General features: G+C 40.4%; 20 protein-coding genes and 1 tRNA gene. 13 read left to right on the top strand and 8 right to left on the bottom strand.

Features of this window, described 5'->3' with window-relative positions:
• Nucleotides 1-100 precede the first annotated feature (100 nt).
• The 7 genes from IAR63_RS10030 to IAR63_RS10000 all read left to right on the top strand — a co-directional run bounded on the left by IAR63_RS10030 (nt 101) and on the right by IAR63_RS10000 (nt 11489).
• On the top strand, nt 101-328 hold the full coding sequence (locus IAR63_RS10030) for a hypothetical protein (protein ID WP_187705175.1): 228 nt from the start codon (nt 101-103) through the stop codon (nt 326-328).
• A gap of 177 nt (nt 329-505) precedes the next feature.
• Nucleotides 506-1414 (top strand): hypothetical protein, encoded by a 909-nt coding sequence (locus IAR63_RS10025; RefSeq protein ID WP_235678225.1) that lies wholly within the window; start codon nt 506-508, stop codon nt 1412-1414.
• A 43-nt stretch (nt 1415-1457) separates the two neighbouring features.
• The gene (locus IAR63_RS10020) at nt 1458-2690 is read left to right on the top strand and encodes a hypothetical protein (protein WP_187705174.1); all 1233 of its coding nucleotides are present in this window, start codon (nt 1458-1460) and stop codon (nt 2688-2690) included.
• A 148-nt stretch (nt 2691-2838) separates the two neighbouring features.
• Nucleotides 2839-7884 carry an Ig-like domain-containing protein gene (locus IAR63_RS18235; protein WP_223007652.1) on the top strand — a complete coding sequence of 1682 codons (5046 nt, stop codon included), beginning with the start codon at nt 2839-2841 and terminating at the stop codon, nt 7882-7884.
• A 430-nt stretch (nt 7885-8314) separates the two neighbouring features.
• Nucleotides 8315-10177, top strand: coding sequence for a polysaccharide deacetylase family protein (locus IAR63_RS10010; protein ID WP_235678224.1), 1863 nt, complete (start codon nt 8315-8317; stop codon nt 10175-10177).
• 12 nt (nt 10178-10189) lie between these two features.
• Nucleotides 10190-10987 (top strand): tetratricopeptide repeat protein, encoded by a 798-nt coding sequence (locus tag IAR63_RS10005; RefSeq protein WP_235678222.1) that lies wholly within the window; start codon nt 10190-10192, stop codon nt 10985-10987.
• Nucleotides 10988-11117: 130 nt separating this feature from the next.
• The gene (locus IAR63_RS10000) at nt 11118-11489 is read left to right on the top strand and encodes a hypothetical protein (RefSeq protein WP_187705172.1); all 372 of its coding nucleotides are present in this window, start codon (nt 11118-11120) and stop codon (nt 11487-11489) included.
• A gap of 31 nt (nt 11490-11520) precedes the next feature.
• Here IAR63_RS10000 and IAR63_RS09995 read toward each other — a convergent pair whose 3' ends face one another.
• Nucleotides 11521-12708 (bottom strand): hypothetical protein, encoded by a 1188-nt coding sequence (locus tag IAR63_RS09995; RefSeq protein ID WP_187707434.1) that lies wholly within the window; start codon nt 12706-12708, stop codon nt 11521-11523.
• Between the two features lie 65 nt (nt 12709-12773).
• Nucleotides 12774-14018 (bottom strand): proton extrusion protein PcxA, encoded by a 1245-nt coding sequence (locus IAR63_RS09990; RefSeq protein WP_187705171.1) that lies wholly within the window; start codon nt 14016-14018, stop codon nt 12774-12776.
• Between the two features lie 316 nt (nt 14019-14334).
• On the opposite strand from IAR63_RS09990, the gene rplU reads away from it, so the two are divergent.
• On the top strand, nt 14335-14736 hold the full coding sequence (gene rplU / locus IAR63_RS09985) for a 50S ribosomal protein L21 (RefSeq protein ID WP_187705170.1): 402 nt from the start codon (nt 14335-14337) through the stop codon (nt 14734-14736).
• 43 nt (nt 14737-14779) lie between these two features.
• Entirely contained in the window at nt 14780-15058 is a 279-nt protein-coding gene (gene rpmA / locus IAR63_RS09980) for a 50S ribosomal protein L27 (RefSeq protein WP_006278434.1), read from the top strand.
• A gap of 65 nt (nt 15059-15123) precedes the next feature.
• Here the strand turns inward: rpmA and IAR63_RS09975 are convergent, their stop codons facing one another.
• A complete protein-coding gene (locus tag IAR63_RS09975; protein WP_187705169.1) occupies nt 15124-15549 on the bottom strand; it encodes a hypothetical protein in 426 nt (141 codons plus the stop codon).
• A 212-nt stretch (nt 15550-15761) separates the two neighbouring features.
• On the opposite strand from IAR63_RS09975, the gene cruF reads away from it, so the two are divergent.
• Complete coding sequence (cruF, locus tag IAR63_RS09970; RefSeq protein WP_187705168.1) at nt 15762-16688, top strand: gamma-carotene 1'-hydroxylase CruF; 927 nt, start codon at nt 15762-15764, stop codon at nt 16686-16688.
• 92 nt (nt 16689-16780) lie between these two features.
• Complete coding sequence (gene cruG / locus IAR63_RS09965) at nt 16781-17959, top strand: 2'-O-glycosyltransferase CruG (protein WP_187705167.1); 1179 nt, start codon at nt 16781-16783, stop codon at nt 17957-17959.
• Between the two features lie 10 nt (nt 17960-17969).
• Here the strand turns inward: cruG and rnhA are convergent, their stop codons facing one another.
• Entirely contained in the window at nt 17970-18890 is a 921-nt protein-coding gene (gene rnhA / locus IAR63_RS09960; RefSeq protein WP_187705166.1) for a ribonuclease HI, read from the bottom strand.
• Nucleotides 18891-18941: 51 nt separating this feature from the next.
• On the bottom strand, nt 18942-19505 hold the full coding sequence (locus tag IAR63_RS09955; protein WP_187705165.1) for a pyridoxamine 5'-phosphate oxidase family protein: 564 nt from the start codon (nt 19503-19505) through the stop codon (nt 18942-18944).
• A 70-nt stretch (nt 19506-19575) separates the two neighbouring features.
• Between IAR63_RS09955 and IAR63_RS09950 the strand changes: the two genes are divergently transcribed.
• Entirely contained in the window at nt 19576-20541 is a 966-nt protein-coding gene (locus IAR63_RS09950) for a 1-aminocyclopropane-1-carboxylate deaminase/D-cysteine desulfhydrase (protein WP_187705164.1), read from the top strand.
• 5 nt (nt 20542-20546) lie between these two features.
• Here the strand turns inward: IAR63_RS09950 and IAR63_RS09945 are convergent, their stop codons facing one another.
• A complete protein-coding gene (locus tag IAR63_RS09945) occupies nt 20547-22142 on the bottom strand; it encodes a nickel-dependent hydrogenase large subunit (RefSeq protein WP_187705163.1) in 1596 nt (531 codons plus the stop codon).
• A gap of 46 nt (nt 22143-22188) precedes the next feature.
• Nucleotides 22189-23151, bottom strand: a complete 963-nt coding sequence (locus tag IAR63_RS09940; RefSeq protein WP_187705162.1) for a hydrogenase small subunit — start codon at nt 23149-23151, stop codon at nt 22189-22191.
• Between the two features lie 248 nt (nt 23152-23399).
• Between IAR63_RS09940 and pgeF the strand changes: the two genes are divergently transcribed.
• Nucleotides 23400-24188: a peptidoglycan editing factor PgeF gene (pgeF, locus tag IAR63_RS09935; protein WP_187705161.1), complete on the top strand. Its 789-nt coding sequence runs from the start codon at nt 23400-23402 to the stop codon at nt 24186-24188.
• Here the strand turns inward: pgeF and IAR63_RS09930 are convergent.
• Nucleotides 24189-24260, bottom strand: a tRNA-Thr gene (locus IAR63_RS09930).
• Between the last annotated feature and the right edge of the window lie 23 nt (nt 24261-24283).

The raw sequence follows: 24283 nt of genomic DNA, 5'->3' as shown, positions 1-24283 counted from the left end.
ATATGGGTGGTTTGTCAATTTTTTGTGAAACCCTATATTGACTACCTGACAAGACTTTCAGCTATTTTTTATTGTTCTTGAAAAAAATTATTAAATTCCTGTGAGCATACCGCCAAAAAAATATTCCTGTGCTAGGTTTAGTCAGAGTGCGATCGCCATCCTTTCTATGAACATAATGATTGCGACTACCGATTATAAGTATCTACCCACTTCTAGAAAGAGATTTATGTTCACTGCTTTCTGTGCTAAACACAGTGTGAGCTGGGCTTATTTTGGCGTGTCAAAAAGTATCCTGAAAGCATTACAAATTGATCCGGAAGTTACATAAATCAGCTGAACAATTATTTAAGAGATCAGGAGCAGGTCAATAGCTTAATACTATGAGTTTGAGCTTTGCTATTGGTGTCAGAGTAATAATTTTAGATCTTTGGGAGCAATAACTACGAGATTATATGTAGTCACTTCCGGGGATGATGGCCTAAATCGAAGAAAAAGGATCTGCAAGATGCGGTGTCTAATGCGTTTAACCAGCTCGATTTTTTCCACAATTGTTCTGTTAAATATAGGAGCTGTGAATTTAGTATTAGATACTTTTATTTCCTCAGTTATTTTTCCCCTACAAGCTCAGGCAAAACCAACAACCATTTTATCGGATTTATCGGAACAAAAATCTCAACCAAAAGAAGTTGATCCCACTAAGCTGCGCCAGAAAATGAGAGTAAGACTGATGCGGATGGTAAATGGAAAACGAGTTTATGCGCCTGGTACATCTGCTGGCATTCCCTCAGCTTTTGGCGCGAATTGGGGAGATTTTTATGTGGCCATTGCGGGTGCAACTGCGGACAGGGTTAGACCGGTAATAGATGGTGGTATTTCAACTAGTCTTGGTCTTGGCAATGCTACAGATATATTTGGTTTAGAGTTGAACTATAACAACCTGAGCATGAGGCGATTTGCTACCAATGGGTCTTTTAATGCTAAGATACACCGCAGCATTTACTCGACTCCCAGCACCTATATCGCCGGGGCTGTGGGCTGGAATAACTTTGCTAAATATGGTAGTGATACTGCACATACATCATCAAGTGTTTATGGAATAGTCAGTGCCTATCACTTTTTAAAAACTAATCCAGCAAATCCCTTACCCATAAACCTGTCCCTAGGTGTGGGTGGGGCCCCTCTGTTTTCCAATGCTGGTGTGGGACTGATTGCTGGAGCTGGTATTCAGGTACACCCAAATATTGGAGTCAGCACCGCTTGGAGTGGACGAGGACTAAATCTTGCCGCATCCTACCTACCTATGCGGACCTTACCTCTTACCTTAAGTGTAGTTTATGGAGATGTACTAAACAATACAGAAGCTGGATCTGTATTGAGTTTTAGTATTGGCTATGGTTTTGATTTTACCCCTTAGCTGATAAAAATCATAATGATACATTTAGTAAGGAGATAGTGATATGAAATATGTACTTATACTGACAACTCTTTCTGGTTTAGGATGTGCTTTCAGCTTTTATCCAATTACGCAAACGCTTGCTGGTTCAGTCCCCGTAGGAGCGGTAAGTGGTGTTACTCTGCCAAGTTCTTTGGGAACAAGTAATATTTCACCTGTTTTGCCAACAGTACCAATATCCACACCATCAGCACCAACGTTTACACCAACATTACCAACATCCATACCATCAGCACCAACGTTTACACCAACAGTACCAACATCCATACCATCAGTAGCTACATCTACCCCATCCGCACCATCTACGGAGGTTTCTTCAGAGAAAACAACACCTATAGTACCGGTAGTTAACCCTGGGAGTCAAATGGTGCTAAACCAGACTGCGACTCAAACTCTAACAGAACTACAGATAATAGCGCCTACTGTAGCAGGTACTATTATATCAAATGTATCCACACCACCCGTAACCCTAACCAGTCCAGTCAGTCAAATTACAATCACCCCCAGTGCAGCTTTCACTTTACCTTCCTTAGCAACTGCAACCGAATCTGTTCCCAAGGATCTTCCTAGGGGTATACTATCATCCCCAACTGGAGAAGTTACATTACCAGTAACACCATTGCAAGCAGGTCAAACTATTGCTACTCAAGTGGTATCGGGGCGAGGAGCGGAGATGACCATCAATGCTACTGCACTTCGTATTGCTCCCATAAATCAGAATGCAGATAATAAAGAGGTTTCCACCACTGCGACTTTGAGAATTGCCAATAGCCAGAATCTGGACTTGGTTTTGACTGGCACCTCCGAACGGGTCGCTAATGCTGCTGGGTTTATTGCTACTGCAACTTCCGCTGGGTTAGGGATAACCCAGATACAAACTGGTACTAGCATAGCTCTGACAGGAGCTAACTTTGGTCAAGTTGCGTCTTTGATTAATAGTTTATCAGGTCTAATGGTAACTGGAACAAACCAGGCTATGAAACCAGACCAGTCTATCACCTTGGTTGCTAGTGGCATTACTAAGGATCCGGTAACTACCACAACCAAATCGGAAGTAAAACACGGTCCAGTAAAAGATGTAACAATTGAACCTGTGCAATTGGGTAGGGCTATAGTAGTATTTAACCAAATCCTTGATACTAGCAGTGATGATACAGTGATTGCACTATCTGAAAATACTGAATTCCTTACCATTAGCAAAATGCTACAACAGTTACGCAGTGCCTTTGATGATTAGGCAAAATTTAGAAAATGTGGCGGAATTTTCATTAATCTGACCGTATTAACATAAACAAGCTGGCACTCCTAAACAAATTAACCTCTTCACCTTTTGGGAGAAAGGACAGCAATTCAATTCGGTTTTACCTTTTAACAGGAGAAATTACATGGCAATTTTAGGAGTTGGAGCGGGTCAAACCTACACCACAATTCAAGCAGCCATTAATGCTGCTAATAACGATGATATAATTGTGGTAAGGCCCGGGATTTATCAAGAAGATCTGACCATTAATAAATCCGTGACCCTAATAGGACCTTATGGTACTTTTGAGGGAATAGATGGCTTTGAAAACCGATTAGGGGTTAAGCCTCTGGATCCGGATATTAATGCAGCATTAGGAGTTGGAGGATTGCCAACAGCTAATGAAAATTTTCGTCGATATCAAGATGATAACGGAACTATCGATAACGCTTTTGGTAATACTCAAGAAGCCTGGATTAAAGGGACTATTACCGTAACAGAAGACAATGTTACTATTGATGGTTTCCGACTCAGAAATGAAAATGGTCCTCTGCAGTGGAATGATACCCCAGATAACTTTAAACTGCTTAACAACTACCTCACTGGTTATACTGCTAACAATAGCCCTAGTTTTGGAGATGCGAGCATTAACAACCCAACTGGAGTAGTGACAGGTTGGCAAATTGCTGGCAACTACATAGGCGGTTTATTGGGCGGTGGTGGTACAGGTGGTTCTATATACCTGGCTGGTCTACAAGATTCAAACATTGATAATAATACCTTCTGGCGTCCCCGAGCTGCCCATCTTTACCTAGCATCTCTGACTAATGTTACCATAGAGGGTAATAAGTTCTACCACGGACTACATACTGGAGGTGCTGATTTTGATGGTTTTGGGGAATTTTTTAGTGGATCTGGATATGGCTATGGTGGTTATGGATATGGCTATGGTGGTTATGGAGATGGATTCTTTGGTCGTAACTACTGGTTGGAACTGAAAGGAGATAACGATCAAGTCCTCATCAAAAATAACGAAGGTGAGTACAACAGCGGCGGTATTCAGCTGTTTGGTGAGACAGATAGTCCGTTTGCTTTTGATAATATCACTATAGAAGGCAACACTTTCCCTGATAACAACTTTATTAACGCCTATAGTGAAGCTCCTGATAATGGCAAGTCAGGTCTGATTCCCGCTGTCATGGCAACTGCTCGATTGGGTGGTCCTTCCGGTAGCAATTTGGTGATCCGTGACAATAACATCACAATGGATCTAGCTCAACTAAAATTTATTACTGACCATAAATCTTCCCTAGAAGTGCGAGGCAACTTCAACGGAGTAACAGTTGAGAACAACACTCTAACACCCAAGAACATAAATGGTGGTGTTGATATAAGTACTGGTTTGAGTCTGTATGGCAGTTTACCCGGAGAAACTCTAATCAGAGGTAACCAACTTTTGGGACAGGATGGAGATCCACTAGAAGCTAGTTATTATGGGATTGATTTAATACCAACTTTTGCTGACTATGGCACTTATATTGGTGACCTTACTATTGAAGACAACACTATCAACAGTTGGCAGGTGGGAGTAAATCTCAGGGATACCAATGAGATTACAGGTGATATTAACATTAGTGGAAATACTTTCAGTAATAATGATTATGGTGTTGTTTTAGGTGCAACCGATACTACAAACAGTATCAACATTGCGGGCAATACCTTCAGTAATAATTTTAGCAACGTTTTTGATGGTATTGATCCTGTTATAACAATGGATCAAGTCCTCTCCTACGAAGAAAACCAAGACCTGGGTTCTGTGTTAGGAACAGTATCAGCAACTGATAATCTTCCTAACACGGATAATGTAGGTGTCACCCAATACTTTATTTCCAGCGGTAATGATGATGGATTTTTCACTATCAATAGTAGTGGAGAAATCACCTTGACAGAAGCAGGTTTGGCAGCGGCCAACGACTTTGAAACCTCCCCCAGCAGTTTTGATCTGGGCATTATCGTCACAGATGGTGGAGGTTTACAGGATAATGAAACAATCACATTGAGTATCATTAATATCAATGAAGGTCTTGGTCAGTTGCCCCCTATAACTACTGAAGGTGCTGGTTTTACTGTTGGTGCAACACTAATTGCAGCCATACCCTTTGACGATCCCGATGGTCCTCCCACGGGTATAACCTATCAATGGCAACGATTAATTGAAGGGGTCTGGACTAACATTCCTGATGCTACTGAACAAAACTACATAGCCACAGAAGATGATAACAACAACCAACTTCGAGTAGAGGTTACTTACATTGCAGGTGGATTTGAGAAAGTAATTTACTCAAATAATGTTAGTATTTCTCTAGTACCAGTATCCGGCACTTTTGATAGTATTACCGGAGACAACAACCTGGATATCAGTGAGAAAGAAGCTGGGGTAACTCTAACGGGTACTGTTAGTGAAACTGGTACAACAGTTACTATTTTATTTGGGGGTCAAACTCGAGTTGCTCAAGTTGATGGATTGTCCTGGTCTTATGTTCTCAAGCCAAATGACTATAATTTCTTTGCATCAGGTTCTAACCTATTCACAGCCATTTTCACCCGCACTGATGGTGGTGAAACCGGTGGTTTTACAACCTTTCAAACCCTAACTATTCCCGATGGGATCTTACCACCAAACACCAGTAATGCATTTGACCCAACCCAACCCAAGGGACTGAAATCAGAAGTTATTGATGCTGCACAAACATTAGAGATTGACGGAGTCAGTATTCTGGAAATTAGTCAAACAGTTGGCATACTGGGTGAAGGAGAAAGTTTTAATGACCCCAACATTGCGGTATTACCCATTGGCACTCGAGATATATTTGACCAGGGCGCAAATGCTGGTGCTGCTAACTATGCTGCTGTCAAAACTGAGCCTGGTACAAGCATTCAAAGTATTTACATTGTTCCAGTAGTAGAGGAAGAGGGTGTTAAAAAGCTGCAAGTTGTTCTAGCAGATGGAACAGTAGTTGAAGCGGAAATTCCCCCTGATTTGATTTCCCCTATTGGAGATCCATTAGCTATAACTATTAGCGGAGTTCAACTTGGGGGTACAACCACCTTTGTTCTCTATCTGTCCCAGAATGTTATTAATCAATTACCTGAAGATCTTGACCTTGCGCGCTACGTTAAGTTCAACTATGAATCTCAGCAGTTCGAGCTTTATGATGATTTTAATTACGACTACATTTTTAACGATGTTGATGGGGATGGTGTCCGGGATTTTGGAGAGGTCTACTTAACTGTAAACCTAACAGATGGAGATAAATGGGATGGGGATAGACTGGCTAACGGTATTATAGTTGACCCAGGACAGTTGGGAATTGCTACGGATAGCGGTACTGATAATAATCCACCTATTGCTATTGAATTGAGGGGAATAGTAGCAGAAAATGACCCTGGAGCTTTTATTGGTAATTTAACAGTTACTGATGATCCGGGTGATAGCCATTCCTTCACAGTGAATGATGGTCGTTTTGAGGTTATTACTGTTGACGGTAACAACATCCTCAAACTTAGGGAAGGTGAAAGCCTGAATTATGAAGAGGCTAGTAATATAGTACTAACTATTACTGCCATCGACAATGGTGGATTAGAAATTACCCAGGATTTCACTATCACTGTGACCGATGTTAATGAAGCGCCTGTTGCTATTGAATTAAATCAGATAACAGTAATAGAGAATGACCCTGGGGCTATTATTGGTACTTTAACAATCAGTGATCCTGATGGGAATGATGGTCATACCTTAAAAGTTAATAATGATACCCGATTTGAAATTGTTGATTTTGATGGTAATCAGACCCTTAAACTCAAAGCTGGTGAAAGTCTGGATTATGAAGCTGGTAGTGTAGAACTCTCTATTACTGCAACTGACAATGGTGGACTAGAAGTCACTCAAGATCTCACCATTAGCGTCACTGATGTTAATGAACCTCCTGTTGTGAGCTTCTCTTTCTTTGTTCCTGAGAGTACAACCCTAGTAAGTAATCTAACGGTTGAAGATCCTGAAAACGACCCCATCACTCTTAGTTTAGCTGGAGTTGATGCTAGTTTGTTCTCGATTAGTCCTACCGGTGAATTAACCTTTAATACTGCTCCAGACTTTGAAGAACCTCTGAATAAAGACAAAAACAACCTTTATAAATTACAGGTTGTAGCAAAGGATGAGCAAAAGAACAAGTCAATTCAGGATATTTCCATTATTGTTACCAATGTTAATGAGGCTCCTATTGCTATTGACGATTTGTTAGCTATCATTCCAGGTAGTAGTTTTGGTACTCTTAACCCACTTGACAATGATACTGATCCAGATCTGGATGACCCTCTAACCATTATTAACAAGACAGATGGGAACTATGGTCGTGTAGAAATCAGGGATAATGAGTTAATATATACCCTGTTAGACGCAACTTACATAGGAGATGATGTTTTCAGCTATACTATTGTTGATGAACAGGGTTTAGCAACAACAGCCAATGTCAACGTGACTATCACTGGAACAGACATCATTACATATCCAGTGGAAATACTTGATCCCGAAGATTCTTTAATTCCCGATGAAGCTGGTTCCCTATCGGACATTGTTAATGATATCTCCTTCAATTTCCTTACGGATTACGACAAAGTTCAGGCAAAGCTGGCTTTACAACAAGCTCTCAGTAAAACGGAGGCAGCCTTTACTAACCTGTTTGGGCTTTATGAAGTGGATAATGCTCTTACAGGATCGGTTAATGGTGTTTTACCAGAGGACAAATCAGCTTATGCTAAAGCGGCATTAAGTAGAGTAGTACCCAACTTTGTAGTTCGAGCTGGAGGTTTGGGAGATGGTATAAACGGAGATGTAATCGTGAGCGAGGGTAGAATCTATGCTCCCTTTGTCATCGCTCATGGTGGTAATTTCTCTGGTAACGTGCAGGATGCAGTTAATGCTTTCTTTCAGGTCAATCCCGACAATAGTCCAGCTACCGCTCAAAATTACACTACCTTACCCGTTGCTTACTTTAGTTTTGGTTCAGCTAACCCAGATGGTGCAGCTCACATCAAGAGTTTTGGTAACAATGTGTTTGGATTTGAAGATTTACCCGCTGGTGTGGGGGTTAGCGATTATGACTTTAATGACACGGTTTTCTCTTTTGGTTAGGTTAGGTTTAAGTTGCACAGGGAACGAAGTTCACAAGTGAGTTAATGAATTACCTGTTTTACCCAGACCTTAGTAGCAATGCTACATGACAAAATTAGTCGTTTTTTATCCGACTTCAGCCTTGAGCCAGGGAATTAATTCCCTGGTTCTTTTGTCTTTTTACATACAACATAAGAGGTATAGCTATCCGGTAAAGTCGCACGATAGTTAATGTTAACGGAACTACAGTAGTTCCAGAAGGCGATCGCCGGGAGCCATTAAAGCACCTGTTGATTGGATCGAACCATTCTAACCTCATGGTAACCGGATCTATAGCCACTAAGCCAGGGATATAGATATGATATATCTGAGTCTCAAAAATTGATTGCCCATGACTTCTCGGTTGCCTAAACTCCCCCACTTAACGCTTTTCCTCGTCACAGGCCTACCTGTGGTAATTGCGGTCCTTTCATTTTCTTGGTATCAGAGATCAAAATCATTCCAAAAGGCTAAATCCACACCTACACCTGTAGTTTTCACTACCCAATCCCCTGAATATCTTTTAAGTCAAGGTTTCCTCAGCTTACAAAAGTACTGTGAATCACCACCATCTAATGCTATATCAACATCCCCAGAGGAAAATACGCAGGCTCCCTCACCTCCCCAATGTCCTAACTGGGTTCCTGGAGAAAAGATTTTAGAAACCTCATTCCCAAAATCGGAAGCAACCGTTCCGGAGAAAAAGTCGCCTGAGTGGTTTCAATTTCTCAACCATATTATCACTAGGACTGACAATACCCAAGAGCAAAATACACCTCCTCCTAAACTACAGTTAGTTACCCCCTTCCCCGAATTGAACCGCCAAGCCAGACTTGCTAGAGTTCCTATTTTCATGTACCATGACATCCTACCACAAAAACAAGTGTTTTTTGATGTTACCCCGGAGGAATTAGAAGCGCACTTTCAACTTTTGCAACAGGAGGGGGTTACTCCCATTAGCCCAAATTGGTTGTTGGCCCATTTGCGAACTGGTGTCCCTCTCCCCGCCAAACCGGTATTGCTATCCTTTGATGATGGTTATGGGGGACATTATGAATATGTTTATCCTCTTTTAAAAAAATACAATTTCCCCGCTGTTTTTTCCGTCTATGTAAAAAAAATGGAGGGTAAGACTGCAAGATCTAGTCTAACCTGGGAACAGTTAAGGGAAATGGCAGCCAGTCCCTTAGTAACCATTGCTTCCCATTCTGTCAACCATCCTCGGGATTTGCGACAACTTTCGGAGGAGGAACTTTCATCGGAAGTGATAGATTCAAAGCGGATTTTACAGGAGCGTTTAGGTATTCCCATCAATTATTTTACCTATCCTGAGGGGAAATTAGATGAAAGAGTTAGGGCGCGGGTAATTGCTGCTGGCTATCAAATGGCCTTTTCCATGGATGATGCAGATGAAAAATTTGTTGGTGATTCCCCGGATTTATTTACTATAGGTAGGTTTGGACAGTCCCGTCTTAGAGAAATAGCTACCCTAGCTTGGGGTGGATATCCAGCACCGGTGGATCCTACAAATTTCAACTTTAATGTTGACATTGAAAAACGAGAATACAAGGTAAATAATACAGAATTAATTCTTATTGGCGGAGGTGTTCCAGGTACATTTCATGCCGATAGCCGTTATCAATTACCAGATATGTTAAAAGACACACAAGCAATTGCTGCAGTTGATGGAGGTTTCTTTTCGTTAAAATACCTAGACTCTAACACGATGATTGGACCAGTTTTGAGTGGCAATCGTGGTTTTATTCCTGGTAATGCCAGTGAAAACTTGAAATTGCGAGACCGTCCCCTGGTTCTAATTAATCCCCACTCAGTTAATTTTATACCTTTTGTTCCGGAAAGCCACAATAGCTTAGAGGGAATCCAAGCATTTTCGCCAGAAAATAAAAGTGTAACAGATGCCTTCGTAGGTGCGGCATGGTTAGTAAGAAATAATACACCTCAGCCCGCTGCTAATTTTGGCAACTTATATGGCTATGATATTGCTCGTCACCGGGCTTTTTGGGGAATTAATGTAGCAGGAATACCGGTAATTGGTGTGACAAAAACTCCTGTGGATTCTGTATCTTTGGGTGAGATTCTCTATCGGTTAGGATTTCGGGATGCGGTGATGCTTGATTCGGGAGCTAGCACCTCCCTGACATATCAAGGGAAATCCCTGGTGGCTTACACCCCGCGTCCAGTTCCCCATGCTGTTGTCCTCTACCCTGGTCCCCAAAACCCACAATCTGTTCCCACCCAATCCCCAAATAATTAGAGACTGGCAAATATGGTTGGCAAAATTAGAAGTATTAGTAACATCAATAATAAAAACATTACTGTTATTACTAATATAGTATGTGTGATAGGTTTGACTGCTATGGGATGCAGCAAAAATGTATTACCCAATAATATGGCCTATTCTTCCGGTTCCCCTATTCTTACACCTTCCTCCACTTTCACTAGTTCTAGCAAGTCTAAAACTACTGCGGCTAAGTTGCGACAATCAGGACTTAAATACCGTCAGCAAGGGCGGTATGCAGATGCTATTATCTCTTTAGAAAGGGCCACTTCTCTAGAACCAGAAAATCTTTCTGGACAGGTTTTATTGGGTTGGACCTTACACCTTGCTGGTAGAAAAGCAACTGCTATGAAAGTATTAGAGCAGGTATTAGAGAAAGATGCTAATTATATTCCTGCACTAAATGCTTTGGGAATAGTTTATCTGGTAAGTGGAGATTTAAACAAAGCTGTGGAAACTCATGAGCATGCAAAAGAAATAAAGGTAGATAATGAAATTGCTTATTATAATCTAACTCTCGCCTATCAACGCCTAAAAAAGTATGATTTAGCAGTAGCACGGGGTAAACAAGCCACAATTTTAGAACCCAATAATCCCCATCCTTGGGTTGCTTTGGCATTGGTTTATTGGGGACAGGGGATGAAAACACAAGCACGACAAACTTATGACCAAGCAGTACAGTTGGATTCTCGTTATGGACAATCTAAATTTTTAATTAACCTTAAACAAGCTGGGTTCAGTCAAGAACAGATAGATAATCTAAGGGAGATTGTAAAAACTCTCTAAAACATAGCTTGTGCCAAAACGCGATAAACAGAGTTAATTACTAAAAGTGAGTGCAGGCGTTTTGGCTCCCCTCAGGTTGCTGGAGCTATAAAAATGGTAGAATGGGAATAGAGTATAAAAAATTAAACGAATGAATTCTAATAACTTACAACAAACTCTTGATAGATTCCGCCCCTGGTTGACCTTATTAGCAGTAACCTGGTTGTTAGCATCTCTGGGTTTAGGTTGGTTGGTAAACTCTTTAATAGTTATTTTCACTCTGTTCCTGATTATACCATTTGTGGCATTTTTTGGATTTCGCTGGTGGTTGCAAGGGAATTTAGTGACTGATAAATGTCCAGTTTGTGGATTCGAATCAACTGGTTTAAATAATATCCAACTGCAATGTCCCAATTGTGGTGAGCAACTATCAGTGAAAAATGGTAGATTTAGCCGTTTAACACCAGAAGGTACAATTGATGTCACAGCAGTTGAAATAACAGCTAAATCACCAGAAGAATAAACCGCATTATTTATATTAATTTTGCTTTTTTTCACTTTTTCACCAGAATATAGGCGTTAGCATATTCTGGTAATTGTCCAATGTACTGCTTAAATTCAGTTTGATTTTTAAAAATACCCGCTAGGTAATCCAACTGATGTAAATTGGGTAGAAATGCTCCACCAGTGTCTGCTACAACTCCCATTTGTAGACGTTTATTTTTTCCCTGATTATATTCAATTAATACCACTCTTCCTAAACCAATATTTAGCACGTCTCCAGCAAAAGTGACACCCGGTCTAATGGAAATTTTTGCGTCTATTTTATATCCATAACCTTTGATTTGATCAACTGGTCTGAAATACCAATAACGCTTTTGTAGTGTGTCCTTGACTCCTCTTATGTAGGATATGCCATTATTTCTGTCTACGTTAAAAAATCCCTTAGAACCATCGGTAAAATTAATTAATATTGTCCCCTGCATTAGTGCTTCCTCTAGTCCTTGACGAGTCAAATATGCCAAAGTATCTACTTTGCCAAATTCTTTTCCACCTGGCTCATAAATTCCAGATAGTACCTCCTGCTTGGTGTATTTAGTGTAAAATTTATCGGTGGCTAAATTGTCTTTCAAGCTATAAATTGGTATGTTGTATGTACTTGTCTTGGTACGGGAACCAGGATGAGTAAACACTGCGTACTTTGTAATTCTCAGTTGTTTTTGTTCTGGTTTATCAGGATGATAGGCGTTCCATTTAATGACCCGAAAATTGGTATTAATAAAATTAGGATCTTGCAATCGAGACGGTCGGTTTTTCTTCACATCTTCCCGTAAAGTGCTAATCATAAAATCTAGGGTTTTTAGCACATTCTCTACTTTAACTCCCTGACTTAATAATAATCCGTTTCGAGAAATATTTGGATCCTTTTGAGAATGATCTTGAAAATATTTCCTGGTATTTATCAGTACAAATAATAAATCATTGGCATTAAAATTGACTTTTGTATTTGGTAATTTCATGGGTCGTAAAATAGACTTTCCATTCACACTATATTTATATTTTTGCCATTCATCAATCACCGAATAAAAGACAGATGAATCCTGGGATTGATGTTGCTCAATTCTTTGCTGTGTATGTAAGGGTTTATTGGTTGCGTGTAGGAATTGATATTGACTTATACTGAGAACTGATAGAAAGGTGATCAGACCGGAGAAAATTTGCACTTTGAGACCGAATCGTATGTTAATCATAAGCTGTGTTTAGACTTTGTCAAAAGAATTATTTCAGAAATTGTAAATTTTGTCTATTATTCATCCATTTCCTTTAAGGTGGCTAATGCAGAGGGGGATAACCGACTCAAATAACGGAAAATCCAATATTTGAAGATGGTGTTTAAAATTACGGGGAAAGTAGCAATGAAAAGGAATATGACATTTCTACTTGCTGGTAATCCCAAGTGTTCTGCTAGACTTTCTAAGATAATTTCCCAACCATGGGGAGAGTGGAAACCTACAAATATATCCGTTATTAAAATAATTAGAAAAGCTTTGGCACTATCACTTAACCCGTAGGCTATTTTATCTAACAATGACTGAACTACCCCTATATCTTTTTTTCTCCAACCAATAATAATGGCAAAGGAAATTAATGACATGACATCAGCAAATATATTACCTATAGCTAGACTACTATCACGACGAAATTCCTTTGCCAGATCCAATGCTTTATCTTTTACCTCTAATTCTATTTCTTCAGGAGATAAAGGGGGCACCGTATGTAATAAATTTTGGAACTGCAATTTTCTTTCGAAGGTTTTTAGTTCATTCAGTGCTTTTTCCTCCATTTCTGGGTTTAAAAACACTCTTTGATTATCTTGACTCATCCATTGATTAAATAGGGGTGTAAACAATAAGTTTTTGGAAAAATTTTGTACTATTAATGGGATAATTATTATTAATAACAAGAATCTCATCGCTATCCTAGTTTTATTCCTAGAAATGCGATAGTTCTTGATGAAATCACTCTCTGCTGTTGGTGTAAAGTCCTTAGCAATTTTACTCAAGGTCCTGGCAATTGATCCCGGAAATACTCCTTTTTGTTGACTATCATTGGATTGAACTTCTTGCTCACTCCTGCTTAATGGTTGTGCAATTTCCACATATTTACTATCATTACGCTTCTGAGTATAACTGGCGATAACTTCATCAATAAATTTAAGTTTTTCTAAGAGTTCAGCATCATAAATATATTGATCATTGCTATTAGTAGATCTATGGGTAAAAGTCATGCCTAAATTAAATTCTGCCAGTCGAATTTTAATGATAGTTAAATTTCTATTCAGGTTCTCTTGCCAAAATTCCATGACATTACCACTATAGTTTGTGGACTGAGGGGAAATTTTTTGCCCGTTAAACTGTTGAATTTCAATATTTCTAATCTCCCAAGCAGCTCGATAAGCCGCTAAAACAGCTCTGTGGGGAGTGTTAATAATCCAGCTTTTCAACCCAATCCAATAGGTTGTGATTCTTTGATAGGGATCCTTAGTATTCATGATCATGAGGGAATGTATTTTGGTTCACAAGAAAATTGCCGCACGCAGTTGGCTTCTTACATTAGAGGAAGTCAAGCGCAAGTTCAAATTATTTGCCTTGACAAACACGGTGGAACGGTTTATAATCTTTGGCCATGCACTAATTTGGAAGTATATACCAAAACCACGTCAAGTGGAATCAGTGCCAATCGTCTCTCTCATTCTCGCTCGGATCAGGTAGACACCAAAGGCTGGTAAAAAGCATACTACAGCTATAGACAGAAGATCTTTATGGATCAATGCCAGCTACCTGTACGGCAAATTTAAGGACAATCCCATGACTTACGCAATTATTGAAACCGGTGGCAAACAGTTAAAAGTAGAAGCAGGTCGTTTCTACGATATTGAACTACTCCACGCTCAACCAGATGAAAAGATAACCATAGACGCAGTGTTACTTGTGCAACATGAGAATGGATTGTCTATAGGGCAACCAAGAGTCTCTGGTGCAACAGTAGAAGGAACTGTTTTACGGCACTTTCGAGGTCGTAAGGTCTTGGTTTACAAGATGAAACCCAAGAAGAAAACCCGCAAGAAACGTGGACACCGTCAGGAAATTACCAGGCTTTTGATTAACTCTATTAAGCTTAATGGCGAAACTCTTGCCCATCAAGACTCTCCCCTTTCTCCTGAACTCCTTCCACCGGAAGACCCAGGTCTTGATTTGCAAGATGAATAACAAGTTTAGTCTAACTTTAATTTGATAAGTTTGAGAGGAAAATATGGCTCATAAGAAAGGTACGGGAAGTACGCGAAATGGTCGTGACTCTAATGCTCAGCGCCTCGGTGTTAAGCGTTTTGGTGGACAGGTTGTACGCGCAGGAAACATCTTGGTACGCCAGCGTGGCACCAAGTTCCATCCTGGTAATAATGTTGGTATTGGCAATGATGATACCTTGTTTGCTTTAATTGATGGTGTGGTCACTTTTGAAAGAAAGGGCAAAAGCCGCAAAAAGGTTAGTGTTTATCCCCGTGTTACTGAGGAAGCTGTAGCCAGCTAATTATTCGTGGGTCGGGGGAAATGGGTAAAAATTAAGCCCCCGTACAATTGTTAAGACTGGTGGTGTTAAACCAAGTTCTTCCACAAAGCGCCTAATCCTAAGCCTGAAAAAGAAAATAGGGAGATCAACCAAAAGGTTAAGCCTGGCTTCAATCCCTGGGACTGAAAGTCTATCTTAGCTAGTATGGTTGAGGAAATAATTAGTAAAGCATCCAGAAATACTCTAAACCAAGCAATCATTAGGAAAAACAAAAAAGCCGCTAAAATTGTCACTGCAAAACTCTTGAGATTTGATTCGAACAATATAGTGTAAAAACTGACTACTTCTGACAGTGGAGTAGTTAAGCTGTTTAACAAGAGCAATAGTCCAACCCCAAGTATAAACCAGAAAAATAAGGGTGGGTTAGTTTCAGATGCTAGCCAACCCAGGGCGATGTAGCTAAGGAACACCAAAATTAGAGACAACCAAGGAACTTTTTGCAATATTGACATATTGGTAGGAGGAGATGGTTATTTGATTCCATGGACGTTTATACTTACTTATACTTCCCATTTTTACGGTATATGCTATAAGATTAACTAACTTTTAACTTTTTGATGAACTTTCTACCCCTAGAAATTTAGTTAGGTTAGGATCTTAAAGATTTGTAAACTATTATTAGTATAACCAAGTGTCATCTTTCAAGAAAGGTCAGGGACTAATCATGAGACAACTAGTAATTTTTGAGCGCGTATGCCTGATTGGTCATATCGTTTCTATGGTATTCGGGCTCGTGGGAATACTGCTGGTAATTCCCAATGCCGAGTTAATTTTTGAGGAGGTACTAAATTTATCAGAAGTAGGACAAACAGCCATGCAGTGGAGTATGGCTGGTGGTGGTGTGGCTTACATGATTTTAGGTGCTGTAGGTGTTTTCCTCTATGCTTGCCGAAACTTAGGTTTGGCAAGAGCCTTATGTTTCTTGATTCCATCGTTATCTATTTCTTTGACTAGTGAGTTATTGGGAACCAGTACTGGTTTTCCTTTTGGTCACTATAGCTATTTAAGTGGTTTGGGTTATAAAATTGCAGGTCTCGTACCTTTTACTATTCCTTTATCTTGGTTTTATGTAGGAATTGTGTCATACTTGTTAGGACGTACTGGTTTCGATGTGGATAGAAGACCTACTTTACTACGTCACGTAGGTGCGATCGCATTGGGAGCTTTATTGCTCACCTCTTGGGATTTTGTATTAGATCCAGCAATGAGTCAGACTTCCTTACCATTTTGGTATTGGCACCAACCAGGTGCCTTTTTTGGTATGCCTTATCAGAATTTTGCTGGTTGGTTTGGCACTGGTGCTCTGTTTATGACAGTATCAGCCTTGTTATGGAAAAATGTCCCAATTAATTTGGAAAGATCCCAATTAAATGTAGCCTTAATAGTATACTTAGCAAACTTTGGTTTTGCCACGGTTATGAGTTTAGCTGCTGGGTTCCCCATTCCCATAATTTTGGGTCTATTCCTAGGAGCTGCACCTGCCATACTGCTATGGTCAAAAGCACCTATTAAATCCATTTCTGCAGGACTAGAGTCGGGAAATCAATCGGTGATGAGCAATGTTAATAATGTTAATGTTGTTTTAAAATAATCCTCCGGTGCTGGGTGAACAAAAGTTTTTCACTCAGCACTGCGCCATAAATCTCATTAGAGAAAGTTAATAGAAATAACGGTATAAACATCTTGATTATAGAAACCAGTATTCCCCTAGAGTTACCTCTAATATTACTAGTGATTCAGGTTCCAGCAGTGCTAATTTTAATCTCACGGTTGCTGAAAGGACCAACAAGACACCCACCCATAGAACCACAACAACCCACACCCGATATGTTAGGCAGCGTAAGTGTGATTGTGCCAACTTTAAATGAGTCCCTACGCATTGGTCCTTTACTAACCGGTTTGAGTCAACAAAGCTACGAGGTTAGGGAAATAATTGTTGTTGATAGCAAATCTGAGGATGGCACTCCGGATTTAGTTCGAGCAGCACAAGAAAAAGATCCTCGATTTCGGGTTATGACAGATGACCCCCTACCTCCCGGTTGGGTAGGTCGTCCTTGGGCCTTACATAATGGCTTTTTGTTTAGCTGTGAGGAGAGCAAGTGGTTTTTGGGAATGGATGCGGATATTCAACCCCGTGCGGGACTAGTAGCTAGTCTAGTTAGAACTGCTGAAGCTGAAGGCTATGATTTGGTTTCCCTGTCTCCTCAATTTATCCTCAAATATCCTGGTGAATGTTGGTTGCAACCCTCCCTTTTATTAACACTGTTATATAGATTTGATCCAGCTGGTACTCGTCCATCCTTACCTGAAAGAGTAATGGCCAATGGGCAGTGTTTCCTATGTCGGCGCTCAGTTTTAGCCACTATGAATGGTTATAGTAGTGCCAGGAGTTCCTTTTGTGATGATGTTACCTTGGCTCGCAATATTGCTGCTGCGGGGTTTAAAGTGGGTTTTTTAGATGGAGCTAGGGTTTTTCAAGTGCGAATGTATGAGGGCGCCATGGAGACCTGGAAAGAATGGGGTCGTAGTTTGGATTTAAAAGATGCTTCCCCACCTGGTCAAGTTTGGGGGGATTTGTGGTTATTGTTCTGTGTTCAAGGTCTACCCCTATTGGTGATTTTAGCATTCTTACTAGTTTCCCCATCCCCCTATCTCCCTGCTTCCCTTTTATTGGCATTAAATGTCTTTTTATTGATCATCCGCTTTGCCCTACTGCTGGCAATTTCTCCTTCCTATGACCGAACAAATGCTTATGGTGGTTGGTTATTTTGGCTTTCCCCTTTCTCTGACCCTCTAGCAGTTCTACGCATCTTTTTATCAGCAATTCGCACTCCTAAAGAATGGCGTGGTAGAAAGTATTGATTAGTATTAATTAATTATCATCCTTTTCTACTTGATCACCCCTTTCCAACTCCCACAAAATCTGATTCCCTTCTCGTCTGACCCGTGACACTATCCAGTTACGCCATCTCCATTGATCACCGCGACTTGTCACGGCACTGGCATGAACGTCCATTAAATCTGCTAGTTCGGAACTCGTGATTAAGTAACCTTTCTGGGCAATTTCGTCCGCAATCTTTAGGGTTTCCATGAGATTACGGATTTGTAAGATTCTCATTTCCGGGGGTTTTTCTTCCTGTGTCACCCCAGATATTCCTGTAGATGGTTCCATAGTTCTTTCTTCCAATAAACAAGTTCTACCTTCCAACATATTTTGAGCAATTTTTGCTGATTTTGTTGGATAATCAGATACTTTTGTTACATCTCTTTGAGTTATTTGGGTTAAGGTTTCTTGACAATTAGTTAGCAGCTCTTGGGGGGATAACTGTTGCAAAAGGGGAATTTTACCACTCGCAAAAGAACGGGCAATAACATCGCATCTTTCATTACCTGTATTACCCGAATGTCCACGTACATGCTGCCACTTGACTAGCTCCGTGTTCAGCTTGTCTATAATTTTCAGTAGCTCTTGGTTTTGCACCGGAGTGCCATCTGATTTTTTCCAACCCTTTTTTTTCCATCCATGTATCCATTTAGTCACACTATTAATTAAGTATTCACTATCGCTATACAGAGTAATAGGTTCAACTTGTCCGGATTGAGCGAATAATTGAAGTGCTGTGATCGCAGCTTGGATTTCCATTTGATTGTTTGTAGTGTATTCCGATGCTTCCCCCATTTCATGAATTGAACCATCATTAAAGTAAACAACCACACCCCAACCACCCGAACCTGGATTTCCCTTGCAAGCTCCATCAGTGTATATACTTTTAATTATGCGTTGATTTGACATGATAATTGATTAAAAGTCTACTCGGAATTTATCCATATATACTCCTGAGAGTTATTTTTGGTAATGCACTTGAGACAAAGGAGTTGACAACCCATCAATACTAACAAAATTTTGCCGCTGATGATATTCTCTAATACCTAGTTCGCCCTTTTTCATAGCCCAACTGATCAAAGTTTGTCTTTGTCCTTGGTATTCATAAAGTGGTACTCCAAAACCACAGGAAGTTTGTATTCTGTCAATATCCGCAACAATGATTTGTCTGGTTCCAACTATGGGAGGAAATAAAGAATACAATTGATCCCACTCATAATCATCAGGTAAAATAGTTCTTCCCTGACCATAGAGTCTGAGGATGCAGGGGGGGTCTTGGAAGGCACAAAACATGAAAGTAATTCTGCCATTTTCTAACAAATGAGCAGAGGTTTCGTTCCCACTACCTGTTAAATCTAAATAAGCAACCCGGTGGGGTGAAATGACTCGGAAACTCTCTAATCCCTTGGGAGAAACATTAACGTGGCCCGTGGGACTTAAAGGAGCTGTGCCAACCAGAAAGATATGTTGCTTGGCGATAAATCCTTGTAACTCCTCCGTAATAGAGTTAAAAACCTTAGCCATAAATACTTGGGATTTGCTAATATTCTTGTTGAGCGGTTATTTTATATTTCCAGATTAACTGCTGATACAAATGTCGTCAATATTTTTATCTCCCCCTATCCAAAAAATTCACAATCCCTTAGCTGACCATTTAAGTATTGAGTTATATGTTTTACGCTTAGACCTCATACATACATGTATAAATGGTAATAAGTGGTTTAAGTTGAAATACAATCTTTTGGAAGCAAAACAGAACCAGTGCTCCAGCTTGCTAACCTTTGGTGGTGCATATTCCAATCATATTTTTGCTACTGCAGCTGCGGGTAGAATTTTTGGCTTTGAAACTATTGGTGTCATCCGGGGAGAACCAACCCTACCTCTGAACCCTACTCTGCGCTTCGCCCAGGAACAAGGTATGAAACTATTATATTGCGATCGCCAAACTTACCGACAACGTCATACACAAGAAGTTCAGGAAGAATTCAAAAAACAGTTACAAGGATCTTCAAATCAAACCTTTATTATTCCCGAAGGTGGTGGTAATTTAAATGGGGTGCGTGGGTGTATGGAAATCATGCAAGATATACAATTTTTTGATATAATTTGCCTAGCTTGTGGTACAGCTACCACCCTCACAGGTATTGCTCTATCACCCAAGTCCAGAACCAACTTACCAACAGGAATTATGGGCTTTCCTATATTGAAAGATGCCAGATTTTTAGAGGGGGAAATAGACAGATTAATCACAGACTACCTAAATTCTAACTTACCCACTTTGGTAAATCATCCCGCGCCTTGGCAATTAATCTATGATTACCATTTTGGCGGATACGGAAAAGTAGATCAAGAGCTTATTAAATTCTGTCACCAATTCCATCAAGAACATCATATACCACTAGATTATATATACACTGGTAAAATGTTTTATGGAGTTATAGACCTATTAAAACAAGGATTTTTCCCACCGAGTAAAATATTACTAATACATACTGGTGGGTTACAGGGAAATTTAGGAATAGAGCAAAAACTTACCCAAAAAAGGGATAATGACTCCTGACTCCTTTAAGCAGTGCGAAAGCGAGCCAACTCCTGACCGGTTTTAGCATCATGAGCATGAACAGTGCAGACCAAACAAGAATCAAAAGAACGAGCAACATGTCCTACTTCTACAGGATCCGTAGGATCAGTAATAGGAGTACCAATTAACGCCTGCTCCACAGGACCAAGATGACCGTTACTATCACGAGGTCCAATATTCCAAGTTCCGGGAGCAATAACCTGGTAGCTCTTAATCTTACCCTCAGCAATTTCTATCCAGTGACATAAAGCACCTCTAGCTGCTTCCGTCGCTCCCCAACCTTTACCATCTTTTTCTTGGGGTTTAATATACCAAGATTCGTTTAATTTAAACTCTCTCAAACAACGTTCTGCTTGACGATATAACTTAACTAGCTCATGAACCCTAGCCAATTGTCTGAGATGAACACTTGCACCACCCATTTTTTTAAAAACATCCAAAATAAATGGGTCATAATGTTGCCAAGTTTCTCCACCATTGCTACCTGCAACTAACTGACGTGCCAAAGGACCTGCTTCCAATCTACCTAAATCTTGATGAAGGACTGCACTAGACCAAGAATAGGCACCGACAAAGTCCTTTTGGTTATTAATAGTTGGTGAAGTGTTACGATCGCTTGGGTGCCAGTCTTGAGTACCTTCATCATACCAAGAATGGCTCAAATTTTCACGGGTAAAAGCCTGATCCATTATAGAGTGCTTGTCTGTGTGGCTATCATAAACCCCACCCTTCATAATCACTGCTGCATTGCGCCCATCAATAGTAGGTTTATTATATTTATCCTCATGAGGTAAATATCCCCAGGTGACAAATTTTTCCACACCCACACCATACTTGTCTAGTCCAATCTCTAAACCCATGCGCCAATACAAACCTAGATCAGATTCTCTATGTTTAATATCTTCCTCCAACCAAGCTTGAAAATCCTCGTATGTTTGAATTTCCTCATATCGTTCCAGAGAGCAACCCAACCATACAGGTTCCAACCAATTAGTGCGAAAATATTCTAACATACCCCAAGCCCGGGTAATATCACTGAGAGTGGGGGCGCACATCACACCACCGGGGACCATATAACTGCTGTGAGGCCATTGTCCTCCTAATAAAGCGTAGATTTCTACAGGTTTGGCGGAAATAGTGACACCAAGCTCGTATGACTTACCTGTAAAAGCAGCAAAGCGACGACAAGCTTCATCGTAAAAATGACTACTGCGATAATTCTGGTGAGTCAAATCAATAGCAAATAATCCGTAAAAATAGCGAGGGATACTTTGAATCGTCTCCACAATTTGACCTAAATTCCTAGCCAAAATTGCGTTTCTGGGAACCTCTGTTTGCCAAGCAGTGTCTAAAGCCCAAGATGCAGAACTTAAATGAGAACCACCACAAATACCGCAAATTCTGGGAGTAACAATTAGTCCTGCTTGGGGATCTTTACCGCGTAAAATGATTTCAAAACCGCGAAAAAGTTCCGCATGAGTCCATGCGTTTGTCACGTATCCATCTTCTATTTCCACCCGCACATCTAAATCACCCTCGACTCTACCAACGGGTGCAATGTCTAATGTTTGAATTGGCATATTTTTACAGCATTAGCAATGGGTTATAGACAGTAATTATTTAGATCTAAACTAAGAAGAAATCCTCATCAGTCCATTTTGGTGCACTATCCTTAGCTACAACCGTGAATACAGCATAATCTTTTGGATTAACTCCCGGGGGTATTTCCTTGGGAACACCCATAATGGTCTGGGTCTTAAATACTGTTCCCGGTTTTAGATCATGAAAAGGAAATTCCGGTTCTGTACAACCAATACAGGGCATACCAGCACGGGTTTTTGATGACACTCCATTCCACAAAATCCGATTACAGGAGGAATGGGTCATGGGTCCACGACAACCTAGGTCATAAAACAGACAACCTTTGCGATCGCCAAATTCCGTAGTTGTCGCCCTATAAGCAAAGTGAATATTACGGGTACAACCGGTTTCGGCAAAGGTATTAAAAAAGGTTTGAGGACGGTGTAGTTCATCTAACGCAATATCACTAATACGACCAGTAGCAATTGCCACTAATATTTGGGATATCCAATCGGGGTGAGCAGGACATCCGGGGATATTAATTACTGGTAAACCACCTTTGCTGATAAAGTCTTCACCCAAAAAGCCACCCTTTTTCCGTTTGAGGAACTGTAAACCCTGGGATTCACTGGGGTTAGGTGACATAGCGGGAATACCCCCCCAAGTAGCACAGTCCCCAATAGCAACTACAAAATTAGCAGCTTTGGCCAAATCCTCTAACCATTGCTTCATGGGACGGTCAGCAAAGCGATTCCACTCCCCAGTACCATTGGGAGCGTTGACCACAGTACCTTCAAACACCAGGATATCCAGGGGAGTTTTACCCAAAATACATTCCCACAGTAGGGTTTGTAGGTTGGTGCCCATTTCTAAACCCAGGGAGGGATGCCAGAGAATCTTAATCCCAAAGTCAGCTATCAGGTCACAAGCTGTGGGATCCTCCCCATTCAAAAAGGACATGGTGTCACCAGAACAAGCACCACCTTGTAGCCAAAGTACATTAGTCATTGAGTATATTGTGTCGTGATGGGGAAAGTTGTTAGTTTGCAGTTGTTTTGAGGTGAAAATACACAGAGAAACGAAAACTTATGGATTTTAATTAGATTGTGATTAGATTATGTTAACCTTAATATCAAATTTCCTTCCGATGTCAATGTAACCAAAACCAAAAAATTATGATGTATAATAGTGTTACCTTAAATTAATTAAATTGTTGGTTTTGTCGTTTTTTTATTAATTTATTTTTTAATTTGCAGATGCACACTTGGCAATGGCAAGAATGGCAAGGTCTACCATATCTTACTTGTAGTATTTTGACACCCTGGTCCCATGGTTTTTTTACCCAGCAGTTTTGGCCTCTCCCACCTCATGAATTGACCAGGGTATTACAACCGCAGGCCAGCACTTATCGTTTAAAACAAGTTCATGGTAATATTGTGTTGACACCCCAGGAAGTAGATCAGTATTTAACTGACTTTGGTGATGAACTGGCTTTAGCAGATGGTTTAATTACCCAAAAAGCGCAACAAGCTGTTTGGGTCGCTTCTGCCGACTGCACGCCCATTTTAATCGCTGATGCAAAAACAGGAAAAGTGGCAGCTTTACATGCAGGTTGGCGGGGTACAGCAGCTAGAATTGTTCCTCAAGCAATTGAAAAAATGCTATCTCATGGCACTAGATTGGAGGATTTACGCGTTGCTATGGGTCCTGCGATTGCTGGAGAGGTTTACCAAGTTTCTCTGGAAGTGGCAATTCAAATCGGAAGTTCGATTTTACCTGACCATGAACCGGAGGAAATAGTTGCTACTTTACAAGGTTTATCAGATTCTCCCTTTTTACCCGATGCAGAACCAGGCAAGATTCGTTTGGATGTCCGTCGGATTAATGCTTTACAATTGGAAGAGTTAGGAATTAATTCAACCCAAATTGCTGTTGCTCCTTATTGTACGTATCAATGCCCTGAACACTTTTTTTCTTACCGAAGACAAAGGGAGAAAAAAGTTCAGTGGTCGGGAATTGTCAGTGTGGAACTGGATGGAAATTAAAGCCGATGATGGGATTTGAACCCACGACCTGCTGATTACGAATCAGCTGCACTACCACTGTGCTACATCGGCACAAACAATATGTAATCATAACA

The organism is Cylindrospermopsis curvispora GIHE-G1 (genome assembly GCF_014489415.1).
Classification (GTDB): Bacteria; Cyanobacteriota; Cyanobacteriia; order Cyanobacteriales; family Nostocaceae; genus Raphidiopsis; species Raphidiopsis curvispora_A.
The sequence above is the reverse complement of the archived record's forward strand: the minus strand, read 5'-3'. Positions and strand labels throughout refer to the sequence as shown.

Bases quoted from the DNA above. Each gene is read 5' to 3' on its own strand.
- IAR63_RS10025 (WP_235678225.1), top strand. From the start codon at position 506: ATGCGGTGTCTAATGCGTTTAACCAGCTCGATTTTTTCCACAATTGTT.
- IAR63_RS10020 (WP_187705174.1), top strand. From the start codon at position 1,458: ATGAAATATGTACTTATACTGACAACTCTTTCTGGTTTAGGATGTGCT.
- IAR63_RS18235 (WP_223007652.1), top strand. From the start codon at position 2,839: ATGGCAATTTTAGGAGTTGGAGCGGGTCAAACCTACACCACAATTCAA.
- IAR63_RS10005 (WP_235678222.1), top strand. From the start codon at position 10,190: ATGGTTGGCAAAATTAGAAGTATTAGTAACATCAATAATAAAAACATT.
- IAR63_RS10000 (WP_187705172.1), top strand. From the start codon at position 11,118: ATGAATTCTAATAACTTACAACAAACTCTTGATAGATTCCGCCCCTGG.
- IAR63_RS09990 (WP_187705171.1), bottom strand. From the start codon at position 14,018: ATGAATACTAAGGATCCCTATCAAAGAATCACAACCTATTGGATTGGG.
- rplU (WP_187705170.1), top strand. From the start codon at position 14,335: ATGACTTACGCAATTATTGAAACCGGTGGCAAACAGTTAAAAGTAGAA.
- rpmA (WP_006278434.1), top strand. From the start codon at position 14,780: ATGGCTCATAAGAAAGGTACGGGAAGTACGCGAAATGGTCGTGACTCT.
- IAR63_RS09975 (WP_187705169.1), bottom strand. From the start codon at position 15,549: ATGTCAATATTGCAAAAAGTTCCTTGGTTGTCTCTAATTTTGGTGTTC.
- cruF (WP_187705168.1), top strand. From the start codon at position 15,762: ATGAGACAACTAGTAATTTTTGAGCGCGTATGCCTGATTGGTCATATC.
- rnhA (WP_187705166.1), bottom strand. From the start codon at position 18,890: ATGTCAAATCAACGCATAATTAAAAGTATATACACTGATGGAGCTTGC.
- IAR63_RS09955 (WP_187705165.1), bottom strand. From the start codon at position 19,505: ATGGCTAAGGTTTTTAACTCTATTACGGAGGAGTTACAAGGATTTATC.
- IAR63_RS09950 (WP_187705164.1), top strand. From the start codon at position 19,576: ATGTCGTCAATATTTTTATCTCCCCCTATCCAAAAAATTCACAATCCC.
- IAR63_RS09945 (WP_187705163.1), bottom strand. From the start codon at position 22,142: ATGCCAATTCAAACATTAGACATTGCACCCGTTGGTAGAGTCGAGGGT.
- IAR63_RS09940 (WP_187705162.1), bottom strand. From the start codon at position 23,151: ATGACTAATGTACTTTGGCTACAAGGTGGTGCTTGTTCTGGTGACACC.
- pgeF (WP_187705161.1), top strand. From the start codon at position 23,400: ATGCACACTTGGCAATGGCAAGAATGGCAAGGTCTACCATATCTTACT.